This is a genomic window from Streptomyces sp. NPDC050636, assembly GCF_040654775.1.
Lineage (GTDB): Bacteria > Actinomycetota > Actinomycetes > Streptomycetales > Streptomycetaceae > Streptomyces.
In genome coordinates this window covers 17,103-28,881 of sequence record NZ_JBFAIP010000082.1, presented here as the reverse complement: position 1 = coordinate 28,881, position 11,779 = coordinate 17,103, and the positions used below count along the sequence as shown (strand labels likewise).

Below are 11,779 nucleotides of genomic sequence, written 5' to 3'. Positions count from 1 at the left end.
TCAACCCACCCACATGGGGTGCTTTGCCGTTACCCGGCCCGGCGTCCACGGACTGGTGTACCCGGGGCCGCCGGGGGTTTTTCTCCCGCGCGGGGCGGTTGCCCCCGGGCGAGACCACATCCGGTCAGCGGGTGGGACGGCTCAGGCGCCGAAACCGCCGTCGATGTCCAGGCTCGCACCGGTGACGAACGCGGCTTCCGGGCCGGCGAGATAGGAGACCATCGCAGCTATCTCATCGGACCTGCCGAACCGGTCCAGGGCCATCCAGCCGATCATGCTGCTGGCCATGGGCCCGTCCGCGGGGTTGGCGGCCGTGTCGGTCGGGCCGGGTTGGACGTTGTTGACGGTGATGCCGCGGGGGCCCAGTTCACGCGCCAGGCCGCGGGTCAGCCCGGCTACCGCCGCTTTGGTCATGCCGTAGACGGAACCGCCCGGGAAGGGAATACGGTCGGCGTTGATACTGCCGATCGTGATGATGCGGCCGCCTTCCGGCAGATGCCTGAGCGCCTCCCGGATTCCGACGACCACGCCACGGATGTTCACATTGATCATCGTGTCGATGTTCTCGATGGGCAGCTCTTCCACGGGGCCGAATGTTCCGCCCCCGGCATTGTTGACCAGGATGTCCAGGCTGCCTAAGGCACGTACCGTTTCGTCGACGGCAGCCGCGATGTCCTCGTCCTTGCCGCTGTCGGCCTGGATCACCGTCGCCCGTCCGCCCGCGGCGCGGATGCCGGCGGCGACCTCCTCGGCGCGGTCCTTGGAGTGGGAGTAGGTGAGTGCCACGGCGGCGCCATCGGCCGCCAGGCGCTGTGCGATGGCCGCCCCGATGCCGCGGGATGCCCCGGTGACCAGGGCGACCTTGCCGTTGAGCGTGTCCGTCACGTGATGCGTCCTCTCACAGTATTTCTATGGTTTTCTCTGGCTGAGTGCTGAGTGCTGAGTGCTGAGTGCTGAGTGCTGAGTGCTGAGTGCTGAGTGCTGCCGGGGTCCGGATCAGGTTTCTGCCGGCGTGCTGCCGCGCTCGGCGCGTGGCAGGAACAGGGCGACGGCCGCACCGGCCACACAGAGCCCCAATGTCCACCAGAAGGCCCCGCCGAAAGCCTCGGTGATCGGCCCGGCCAGGTGGGGGGAGGACGCGGCCGACGCGGAGGCGCCGGACGGGCCCAGGCGGTCGGTGAGCTGCTGCTGGACGACGACGGCGAGCAGGGCGGTGCCGACGGAGCCGCCCAGTTGGATGGAGGCGATCAGAGCGCTGCTTGCCCGGCCGGTGTTCTCGGGGGCGATGCTGGTGAATCCCGTGGACAGCGCCGGGGCGAGGGTGGTGCCCAGGCCGACGCCGCGGATCAGGAGTGCCACGACGAGCAGTCCGGTGTCGTCGGTGGGGTCCAACTGGGTGTATGCGATGGTGCTGACCGCCGCGAGAGCCATGCCGGCGAGGACGACGGTACGTGGGCCGAACCGCGCAACGAGACGTCCCACAGCGGGCAGGATCAGTACGGTGCCGACGCCCTGCGGTGCGAGCAGCAGACCGGAGGTCCATGCGTCAAAGCCGCCGGCCTGTTGGAAGAAGAGCGGCAGCAGGAACATCACGCCGTAGACCGAGGCGCCGAACAGGAACGAGCCGAGGGCGGCGGCGGTGAACCGGCCGGTGGCGAACAGCCGCACATCGATGAGGGGTACGCCCCGCATCCGGAGGGCGTGCACCACGTAGGCGATCAGAAGGACCGCGCCGACGGCGAACGAGACCCAGACGACCGGCGCGCCGATACCGCCACCGGTGGCCAGCTGGGAGAAGCCGAGCAGCAGTCCGGCGAGCGCGGCGGGCAGCAAGGCGAGTCCGGTCACATCGAGCCGGGAGACGGCCCGTTGTTCGCGGGGCGGGTCGGTCGGCAGGATGCGATGAGCCATCACGGCGCACAGCACGCCCAGAGGTACGTTGAACCAGAACAGCCAGCGCCAGTCCAGGCTGTCCATGAGGACGCCGCCGATCATGGGGCCGAAGACCGGGGCAAGCGTGATGGGGATCTGGATGAGGCTCAGTACGGTGGTGGCGCGTTTCGGGCCGGCCGCGCGGGCCAGCATCGTGAGCATGATCGGCTCGAACATGGCGCCGCCGATGCCCTGGATGACCCGGGAGCCGATCAGCGTGCCGACGGATGTGGCGACGGCGGCCAGGACACAGCCGATGAGGTAGACGACGAGGGACGCCTGCCAGAGGGCTTTCTCCCCGAACCTGTCCATCGCCCAGCCGGCGATCGGGATGGCGACGGCGAGCGCCAGCAGATAGGCGGTGCTCACCCACTGCACGGTGGACAGGGGCACCGAGAACACTTCGGAGAGCCGGCCCATGCCCACCGACACGATCGTGGTGCTGAGCAGGGCGATGACGGCGCCGAGGGCCAGCGTCGAGCCGATGGGCAGGAGACGTGTCTCCGCCTGTTCACTCCCCTCAGGAGTCCGCTCTGCGATCGGGGCGTTGTCGACTTCCGGCGGTTGTGCCGCCGCGGTCTCTTCCATCATCACCTTCCGTGCTGTCATTGCGTTCCGTGCCCGCGTGCTCCTCGTGTGGGCGTGCGGCAGGCGGGGATGTGTCGTTGAGGTGCGGCCCTCAGGCCGTCGAGGTTGTCCGGTCAGCCGGCGGGTTCGTCTCCTGGCTCCCAGCCGTGGCGCGCGCCGATCTCCGCTATGTGACCGAAGTGTTCCGGCGGCCATGGCTGTGGCTGTTCGCCGGCCCTGGCAGGGTCGCCGGCTTCGAGGAAGAACTTGTCGAATCCGGCGGGAGTGAACAGGAAGACCATCTTTGCCACGTGCAGGCCGGTGTTCTTGAACCGGTGGGTCACGCCGCGCGGTATGAACACAAAGTCGCCCTGATGGGCGGTGAAGGTGCGTCCCGAGTCGAGGACTTCGAGCTCACCGGAGAGCAGGTAGTACGCCTCGTCCTCGCCTTTGTGCACATGCGCGGCGGGGCCGCAGCCGGGAGGCACGGATGCTTCCAGGAACGCCAGGGAACCGCCGGTGTTCTCATGGCTCGCCTTGACGGTGTAGGTGTCGCCGTCGACCCAGACGGTGGGGCCCTGTCCGGCCGGGACATGGAGTACGTGTTTGGGGCGCTCCGGCCGGTCCTCCTTCCCTTGCGTCATCGTTGCCTCGGTCATGGGCCCTCCAGCTCGGGTGAGGTACGGGAAGGGAGCCGGTGCGCTGTGGAGCGTCCGGTTCAGTGGAATTCACAGGGGAAACACCACCCGGTCCGGATGGGTTGCATGCCGGGCTGAGCGCGGCAGGCGCTTCAGACCGGGAGCGAGCCGTCGCGGCCGAGGCGACGGACGGCCGTGCGGTCGGCGAGCTGCCGTTGGGCGGTGCCGGCGGTCAGGCTCCGCCGGTCGGCCAGCGGATCGAGCCGGCCGAGCAGCCGCAACGCCCCGTCGGCCGGGTCGACCTCGACCAGGTCACGGGTGCACAGCCAGCCGCCCGGGTCGCGTCCGCCGTCCGCGAGGAAACGCGCGGGAGGCTCCTCCTGCGCGAGGTACGGCGAGCCGGGCAGCCGTACCTGGAGTTCCCCTGAGACCAGCCGGACCTGGACGCCCGGCGCTGGGACGCCGACCGTGCCGGGCCCGTGCTCGCCGGCCGCGTCGACGGCGATGACGCCCGTCTCGGTCGTTCCGTACGCCTGGCCGATCCGTATCCCGAAGAGTTCCGCGAAGCGCCCGTGGACCCGCCGGTCCAGGGCGTCACCGGCGGATATGGCCACCCTCAGCCGGGGCAGCGGCGCACCGTCCTGGGCGGCAAGGGCAGCGAAGTGTGCGGGCGCCCCGAGGACGGCGGCGACATCGTGGGCCAGGCAGGTGTCGAGCACCGCAGGGGCGCCGGTGTCCGGGGCGAAGACCGGCACGGCGCCGGTGTTCATGGCGTGCAACAGGCCGCCGATGAGCCCGAAGGAGTGCTCGGGCGGCGTGATCAGCAGCGTCTTCTCACCCTTGCGGGGCATGCCGCCGATCGCACGGAACCGGCCGAGTTCGGCGGTGAGGGACTCGGGGGTGCGGCCGATGGCCTTGGCGACACCGGTGCTGCCGGAGGTGAACTGGACCAGGCAGTACGGAGTTTCCGCCGGGCGGCCGCCGACCAGCCGCCGTACGAGGACCTCGCACTCGTCGTGGAAGGTGCCGGCGGCCCAGCCCGGGGCGTCGAAGGAGAGGTGGTACTGGGGCCGGCAGCGGTCGAGGAGCGTGCCCAGCTCACGGCCGCGCAGACCGGGCCCCATCAGCATCACCTGAGCGCCGCACGACCACAGGGCGAGGAGCGCCCACATCTGCGTGAAGCTGCGGGCGCCCTGTAATGCGACGGTGTTGCCCTCACCGATGCCGTATGACCGGAGGGTGTGCCGCAACGATGCGACCTGGGAGCGAAGTTGGCCGTAGGTGACCGTGCGGCGGGCACCCGCCCAAGGAGCGTCGGACGGGTGCCCGGCGAGCAGACCTGCGCCCCACCAGTCGGCGTCCCGACGGGAGTTGAGGGACACCGTGGCTCAGCCTTCCCGCTCGCGCCTGAGCTCCAGCCGCTGGTAGCCCTCGTGCCAGGGACGACGGCGTTCCACGGCGGCGCAGGCCGCCACGACCTGCGGCTCGTCGAATCGCCGGGCGGCGACCTGCAGGCCCACCGGGAGCCCTGCCGGGGTGTAGCCGGCGGGAACCGTGGCGGCGGGGCTGCCGATGAAGTTGTAGAGGCCCGTCAGGCACCATCCGACGAGCGGGTTGACGCTCTGTCCCGCGACCTCGGAGGGGCCCACGGTGGTGCGGTCGGGGGCGTTGGCGATCCGTGCCACCGAGGTCACCGGGCTCACGATGAGGTCGTACTCGTCGAAGACGTCCTCAAGGGAGTCGAGAAGTTCGGTGCGCAGAATGTCCTCAAGGCGGTAGTCGACGGCCGAAGGGCGGGCGCCCATGTCCAGGAGTTCCAGGTAGGTGGGGGCCATCCGTTCGCGGTGTGCGAGGACGTCCACGCCGGCGCGCCGCATACGGGTGATGAACTCGACCTGCCGGACGGCCTGGAGGCGCCGCCACAGTGCCGTGAACTCCTGGTGGGGACGCGGCAGTTTGATGTCGACCTCGACGACCTCGGCGCCGTCGTCGATGAGCGCGCCGAGCGATTCCCGTACGACCGCGGCTACTTCGGGCTCGACGGGGAAGCCGCCGAGGTCGGGGGAGTAGGCGATGCGCACGCCGGTGAGCGGGCGCCGCAGAGCATCCGAGAGGCGCTCGGGTGCCTCGGGGAGCGAGTAGGGGTCCCGGGCGTGCGGGCCGGCCAGTACGTCGAACATCAGCACACCGTCTTCCACGGTGCGGGCGATCGGGCCGTAGCACACCATGGGGTTGAGCAGGCCGAACGCGTTGGGCCGTACCACGGTGGGCACCCGGCCGAAGGTCCCCATCAGGGCGAACACCCCGCACAGGGATCCCGGGACGCGCAGCGAGCCGCCCGCGTCGGATCCCTGGGCGATGGGCACGAGCCCTTCGGCGACGGCGGCGGCGCTGCCGCCGGAGGAACCGCCCGCGTTGGCGGCCAGGTCGAAGGGCGTGCTGGTGGGCCCGAACAGGAAGTTGTCGGTGATGGCCTTGTGGCCGAACTCTGGGGTGTTCGTCTTGCCGACGACGATGGCGCCGGCCCGCACCAGCCGTTCGGCGCTCACTCCGCTGGCCTTGGGCACTTCGTTCTCGAAGGCGTACGACGCCTGGGTGGTGCGGATTCCCGCCACCGCGTCGAGGTCCTTGATCCCTATGGGCAGACCGTGCAGCGGCGGCAGCGGGTTGCCGGTGAGCACCTCGCGCTCGGCGCGCCGGGCGGCGTCCAGGGCTTCGTCGGCGCAGACGGTGACAAAGGCGTTGACGGCCGGGTTTCGGCGCTCGATGCGGTCGAGGCAGGCCTCGACCAGTTCGACCGGGGACAGTTCACGGCGGCGGATCATTCCGGCGAGGCGGGTGGCCGGCTGATAGGCGAGTTCATCCATGATGCGACATTCCTCCACTTCGCGCGCTGCCGGCTCGGGCGCCCCCGCACGGCCGGGCCCTTGGGGTGCGGCCCGTAAGGGGCGCCCGAGCCGGCGCGCTGGCCTACTTCTCGACGCAGAACTCGCCTACGGGCCAGCCGACATGGCGCTGGTCGGTTGCGAGGTAGCCCATGAGCTGGTCGCCCTGCTTGAGTTCGGTGACATTGCGCACCGCGTCTCCGGGGCCGAGGACCCGTACGTGCCAGTCGTCCTGCACGGCGAGGCTGACCAGGGTGCCATCGTCGGCGCGGGTCTTGATGGTGAGCAGCGGGCGGGATTCGAGCTTGACGCGTCCGACGACGACGCGGCGGGTGCGCCCGGCGGTGCTGACGGCCAGCACGGTGTCGCCGGCGCCGAGTTCGCTCAGGTAGTTGGTGCGGTTGTCGGTGCCGAGGACGTACGACTGAAGGGCGCCGGCGTTGACGCGGAAGGGCCGGGTGGGCATGTAGGGGAGGGGGTGGGTCTCACTGGAGCACAGGATGAACCCGTGTGAGTACGAGCCGACCAGGATGCCTTCGTCCTTGTGCAGGTAGCTGCAGGTGTCGACGCACACCCGGTCGCCGAGTCCGCTGTGTTCGATGGACTCCACGGTCAGCTGAGTGAGTGTCAGCGGTGGGGTGTCGGTCTGGAGGAGCTCGGCGAGTTCCAGGACATCGGCGACGGACGTCGGTGCGAGGAGGATGCCCTCCGAGCCCTTCTCCAGCACATCGAGGATGATCTTCGCTTCCTCCAGCGAGTCCGCCCGGCAGATCAGCTGCCCGGGGGCCTTGTCGGCAGCGGCGATCACGATCTCCAGCGGGATCTTGGTGGGGTCCTTGAAGGTGACCGCGGTGTAGGGCAGGGCACGGGCGGCCGAGCACGCCAGAGTGAGCGAGGCGTCGTCGGCGACCGGCACATGGGCGGCGACGGAGTCCTGGCCCTCCAGGGCCCTGCCGTGCAGCACGGCGAGGCCGTCGTCATCCGTGACGTCGGTGAGCAGTACGTCGTAGCCGTCCCAGCCCCCGGCTGCGGCGTCGCCGGGCGCCGTGGCGGCCAGCACCTTGCGCATGGTCGGGGGGAGGGTGGCCAGGATCTCCGGTCCGTCGTCGACGATGCCGTCGATGCGGGCGTGCACGGCCGCCTCGACGAGCGCTGCACGCCGGTCTGCGGGGACGGAACGTATGTCAATCCAGGCGAACTTCACATCGCACCTGCCAGTTCGGGTAGGGAGGTTGTCTTCGGGGCGGTTTTCGGCCGTGGGCCGTGGACGGCGGCGGTGAGTGTGCGTACCGCCTCCGCCGGGTCGGGGCTGTGGAACACCTGGCGGCCGACGGCAAGTCCGCGGCAGCCGGCATCCATCGCGAAATGTGCGAAGTCGGAGAGGTCGCGGCCGCCGCCCGGGCCGCCGGCCAGCACGACCGGGATCGGAGTCTTGGCGACGATGCCCGCCATGTCCTCCGCGGAGTCCGCCGCGACGGTCTTCACCAGGTCGGCGCCGAGGTCGACGGCGATGCTCACCACATGTGCGAGGAGGGCCGGGTCGCGCGGCTCCTGGATGCGGGGCCCCCGTGCGTACATCATCGCCAGCAGCGGCATGCCCCACCGGTCACAGCTCGCCGCGATGGCGCCGAGATCGGCGAGCTGCCGTTTCTCGGTGTCCGAGCCGATGTTGATGTGCACGCTCACCGCATCCGCCCCGGCGCGTACGGCTTCTTCCACGCCGCCGACGATGACCTTCGCATCGCCGTCGAGGGCGTGCGGCGTGCTGGCGCTGAGGTGAACGATCAGGGCCGCACCCTTCAGCAGGCCCGGTTCGATGGAGCGGGCGCGGCCCTTGTGCACAACGATGGCGTCGGCACCGGCGGTCACCACATCACCGACGAGCCGGCTGAACCCCGCGGCGTCGGCGATGGGGCCGTCGGCCACGGAATGGTCCATGGGTACGATCAGAAACTTTCCGTCGCCGGGCCTTGAGAGCCGGGTGAGGCGCAGCGATTTTCCGCTCAGAGGTAGTAGGGGCACAGCACCCTCCGTAAGCACGGGTGATACGGGAACCGTCAGTCGGAACTGCGGATTGATAAAGACCTGGGAGTGACGAACTCATGGGAAACGGGCCGGTGCATTCCGGGGTGGAAGACTCTCTGAGAGCTCCGGCTTCAGCCCGTGTACGTTCCGGCCGGATACAGATTCTTATGTCCCCGTCGCGTTCTGGGCAACATCCTCGGGGCACCCATGCCGAATGGAGTGGAAGTTGGCGGCTACAGCGGTACTTCGCCGGTCGGCTTGAGGTCAATTTCGCGGAATAGGCAACTCCGTTGGCGTCTTCGGTGTTCTGCGGATGTCCGTGTCCTGAGGGGCACCGTGCCTGTGGAGGAGGGGCCCATGAAGAATGACGCGCCGCCGCGTATCGCTGTGGTCGGAGGAGGGCTGGCGGGTCTGACGCTCGCGCTCGCGCTGCACCGCGCCGGGCTGGAGTGCCAGGTGTACGAACAGGCCTCCCAGCTGGGCGAGGTGGGAGCGGGCGTGCAGCTGGCACCGAGCGCGACCAGGCTGCTGCACCGTCTCGGGCTGGAGCCCGCTCTGCGGTCGTCGGCTGTGGAGCCGATGGCCATGGAGTTCCGCCGTTGGGCGGACAGTTCGGTGATCAGCCGCGGGTTGCTGGGGGCGCACTGCGAGCAGCGGTACGGCGCCCCGTACTACGCGCTGCACCGAGCCGATCTGCATCAGGTGCTGGTCGAGGCGCTGCCGCCGGGCACGGTGCGGCTGGGTGCCCGGTGCACCGGGGTCCAGGAGGGGCTGGACGGAGCCGTGCTGCGGTTCGCGGACGGCACGGAGGCCGCAGCTGATGTCGCCGTCGGCGCCGACGGTATCCACTCGGTGCTGCGTCAGGCTCTGGTGGCGGACCGGCCGCGGGCCTCCGGCCAGTCCGTCTACCGGGGGCTGGTGGACGGCCGCAGGGTGCCCGCGCTGGTGGCGGAGCCCAGGGTGCTGCTGTGGCTGGGGCCGGGTCGGCACTTCGTCTGCTACCCGGTGTCGGGCGGGCGGCTGGTCAACTTCGTGGCGACGGTGCCCACCGCCGGTGCCACGGACGAGTCGTGGTCGCGCCGGGGGCGGAGCGAGGATGTGGCCGCGGCGTACGAGGGGTGGTGCGCGGACGTCACCTCGGTCATCGGTGCGGCGGACAAGGTGAGTCTGTGGGCGCTGCACGACCGGGCCCCGATAGAGCGGTGGAGCACCGGTCGCATCACGCTCCTGGGAGACTCGGCGCACCCGATGCTGCCGTTCCTCGGCCAGGGCGCCAATCAGGCAGTCGAGGACGCTGTGGCTCTTGCGGGCTGTCTGCGGGACGCCACCTCGCACACCCTCCCCGCGGCCCTGGAACGCTATGAGTCGATGCGCAGGCCCCGGACCACCCAGGTGCAGGAGCGTTCCCGGGGCAACAGCACGGCGTTCCATCTGCCGGACGGCGATGAGCAGCGCGAGCGCGACGCGAGGATGGGCACGCCTGCGCCGGAGCGGCAGGACTGGCTCTATGCATACGACGTCGAACGCTCCCTGGCGGACCATCAGCCGGCCTGATCTGCCGACACCGGGGGAGGGAAGCCCTCCTTTGGCAGCGTGATCCTGGCCCCTTGGACGGCTCCTGGCCTCCAGGGGGCCGGACTTCTTCACGGGCCCGTTGTCCGACTCCCTATCGTGCAGCCCGAGCAATGTGGCTGAAATCAATCCGCGCCCCCGTTGATCGTCACGGTCAAATGATCAGGGTTTTCCAGGGAGTTCACAGAGGTCCGATCCACCGCACCGTTTCGGTGAACTCCTCCGTCAATTCTCTGCCCTGTCCTCTGGAACACCGCAGCGCCCCAGAAGGTTGCGAACGGTTCGTTTCAGGAACGCCATTCGAGTCAAAGCAACTGGAATGATCATTTCCGCGATCTGGTCCGGTATCACCCCGTCTGGTCGTCGATACCTCTCCCATCAGGGGCTATGAGTCACTGGTTCAACGGTGAAGCGTCTCACTCTTGAGGTTTACTTTAGTTTCACTTTAACTACCTTTTAGTTGCCGGATCTTCGGTATGTGGGGTTCTCTGGGGCCAGTCCGGAAAATGCGCAGGGGGCTTCGAGCGATCAAGAAATAAACCGGCCCAAGGGTTTGTTTCTCGTCGCCGACCGGGCTGTTGGACATAACGGGGGGTTCACAACGGGCCTAGGGCCAGAGCGGACCGGCTTCGGGCGACCGGGTACTCGCGGTCGCGACACCGGAATGCTTCTGTCCGTTTTCGCGCTGCTCTGTGAGCGGCATTCATCCCATCTGCAATCAAGCACGTACCGCGCCAGAGCGGGCGTGCGGCCGTACCCGCCGCACGCCCAACGGAGGAGCTCTAGTGATCGTTACCGAGTGCGCTACCAGACCGACGGCCGTCGCGCTACCTACCGCGATGCCGGCCGCGGAAACCATCCGGAAACCCGTGCCCGCGGAGGCCGTCGGCGTTCAGATACCGGACCCGCTGTCCGGCAGAGACCTGCCCGCCACTGCCGGACAGCGGGGTGCTTGTGTCGGTGATGACCAACTGGCTTCGGTTCTCGCAGAGTTGGGCCAGCGGATCGGCCCGCTCTTCGCCCGCCCCGAACCACGGGCGCAGGCGATGCAGTACGCCCTGGGCCTGCTCGCCGTAGGCGGGCGCAGCAACACCTGGCAGCTCGCCCAACGCGTGGGGGACGCTTCGCCCTGGCGGATGCAGCGCCTGCTGACGCGGGCCCGATGGGATGCCGACGCCGTTCAGGAGACGGTACGCGGCTATCTCTCCGCATGTCTGGGGCACCCCGGGGCGATGCTTGTGCTCGGGCAGAGCGACGCTCTGAAAAAGGGTGCGAAGACGGTCGCCACGGCCCGTCAGTACACCGAGCTCACCCGCCGGGTGGAGAACTGCCAGACCGCGGTCATGACCGCCTATATCTCGCCGCGCGGCCAGGCCCTGATGGACCGTGAGCTGCATCTGCCGGAATCCTGGACCGACGATCCGCAACGCTGCATCAAAGCCGGGGTCCCCGAGGAGCGCCTCGCGTACCGGACCAAGGCCCAGCTGGCGCGGGCGATGATCGAACGCGCCGAGGCATCGTCCGTACCCTTCCAGTGGGTGTGCGGCGGCCAGGACTACGGCCAGGACGAGGCGCTGCGCGGCTGGCTTGAGCAGAAAGGTATCGGCTACGTCCTCGCCGTACCTGCCGGGCGTCTCGATGCCGCGTCGATCGCTGCCGCCCTGCCGAGGCAGCGCTGGTGGTCGCCCCCGGGTGTCCCGGGCGACCCCGGCACCGTTCCCGGCAGATGGGCCCGGGTGATGGCGCCGAGCGCGCCGCATTGGGGACCCACGGCGCCCCCCTGTGATGGCTTCGCCCGCTTCCTATTGCTGCACCGCCGGCCCGACGCGCCACGGACCGAGTGCCTTCTGGTGCACGCACCGCGGGACACCGGAGCCCGCGCCATGATGACCGCTGCGCTGGCCCGCCACCAGGCGCGCCGCTACTTGGACACCGCCCGGCTGCACACCGGGCTCGACCGACACGAGATCCGCACCTGGACCGCCTGGTACCGGCACATCACGCTCTCCCTCATGGCATTGGCGGCCCATGCGGTCGCCCTGAACCGGGCCGGCTGACAACACCGCACCGCACCCGGCTCTCGCACGTTCCGTACGGACGAATTCGCCTGTCCGTCATCCTGGTTCGACGCCCCGGGCGCCGCGCCGGGATGACGCATGC

The 11,779-nt window shown here is 69.5% G+C and carries 9 protein-coding genes; 2 read left to right on the top strand and 7 right to left on the bottom strand.

Features of this window, described 5'->3' with window-relative positions:
- Nucleotides 1-141: 141 nt before the first annotated feature.
- The 7 genes from AB0I10_RS33025 to AB0I10_RS32995 all read right to left on the bottom strand — a co-directional run bounded on the left by AB0I10_RS33025 (nucleotide 142) and on the right by AB0I10_RS32995 (nucleotide 8,029).
- Nucleotides 142-885, bottom strand: coding sequence for an SDR family oxidoreductase (locus AB0I10_RS33025; RefSeq protein ID WP_363156363.1), 744 nt, complete (start codon nucleotides 883-885; stop codon nucleotides 142-144).
- Nucleotides 886-996: 111 nt separating this feature from the next.
- On the bottom strand, nucleotides 997-2,541 hold the full coding sequence (locus AB0I10_RS33020) for an MDR family MFS transporter (protein ID WP_363156362.1): 1,545 nt from the start codon (nucleotides 2,539-2,541) through the stop codon (nucleotides 997-999).
- A gap of 92 nt (nucleotides 2,542-2,633) precedes the next feature.
- Nucleotides 2,634-3,158 (bottom strand): cupin domain-containing protein, encoded by a 525-nt coding sequence (locus AB0I10_RS33015; RefSeq protein ID WP_363156361.1) that lies wholly within the window; start codon nucleotides 3,156-3,158, stop codon nucleotides 2,634-2,636.
- A 131-nt stretch (nucleotides 3,159-3,289) separates the two neighbouring features.
- Nucleotides 3,290-4,519, bottom strand: coding sequence for a class I adenylate-forming enzyme family protein (locus AB0I10_RS33010; RefSeq protein WP_363156360.1), 1,230 nt, complete (start codon nucleotides 4,517-4,519; stop codon nucleotides 3,290-3,292).
- Nucleotides 4,520-4,525: 6 nt separating this feature from the next.
- Nucleotides 4,526-6,004, bottom strand: a complete 1,479-nt coding sequence (locus AB0I10_RS33005; protein ID WP_363156359.1) for an amidase family protein — start codon at nucleotides 6,002-6,004, stop codon at nucleotides 4,526-4,528.
- 103 nt (nucleotides 6,005-6,107) lie between these two features.
- A complete protein-coding gene (locus AB0I10_RS33000) occupies nucleotides 6,108-7,226 on the bottom strand; it encodes a 3-dehydroquinate synthase II family protein (RefSeq protein WP_363156358.1) in 1,119 nt (372 codons plus the stop codon).
- Nucleotides 7,223-8,029 carry a 2-amino-3,7-dideoxy-D-threo-hept-6-ulosonate synthase gene (locus AB0I10_RS32995; protein ID WP_363156364.1) on the bottom strand — a complete coding sequence of 269 codons (807 nt, stop codon included), beginning with the start codon at nucleotides 8,027-8,029 and terminating at the stop codon, nucleotides 7,223-7,225. Before AB0I10_RS32995 ends, AB0I10_RS33000 begins: the two co-directional genes overlap by 4 nt.
- A 375-nt stretch (nucleotides 8,030-8,404) precedes the next feature.
- On the opposite strand from AB0I10_RS32995, the gene AB0I10_RS32990 reads away from it, so the two are divergent.
- Together AB0I10_RS32990 and AB0I10_RS32985 are read left to right on the top strand one after the other, a co-directional pair.
- A complete protein-coding gene (locus tag AB0I10_RS32990) occupies nucleotides 8,405-9,601 on the top strand; it encodes an FAD-dependent monooxygenase (protein ID WP_363156357.1) in 1,197 nt (398 codons plus the stop codon).
- Nucleotides 9,602-10,488: 887 nt separating this feature from the next.
- Entirely contained in the window at nucleotides 10,489-11,676 is a 1,188-nt protein-coding gene (locus AB0I10_RS32985; RefSeq protein ID WP_363156355.1) for an IS701 family transposase, read from the top strand.
- The last annotated feature ends 103 nt before the right edge of the window (nucleotides 11,677-11,779 follow it).

Coding starts and splice junctions, on each gene's coding strand:
- AB0I10_RS33020 (WP_363156362.1), bottom strand. CDS start 2,541: ATGACAGCACGGAAGGTGATGATGGAAGAGACCGCGGCGGCACAACCG.
- AB0I10_RS33015 (WP_363156361.1), bottom strand. CDS start 3,158: ATGACCGAGGCAACGATGACGCAAGGGAAGGAGGACCGGCCGGAGCGC.
- AB0I10_RS33005 (WP_363156359.1), bottom strand. CDS start 6,004: ATGGATGAACTCGCCTATCAGCCGGCCACCCGCCTCGCCGGAATGATC.
- AB0I10_RS32990 (WP_363156357.1), top strand. CDS start 8,405: ATGAAGAATGACGCGCCGCCGCGTATCGCTGTGGTCGGAGGAGGGCTG.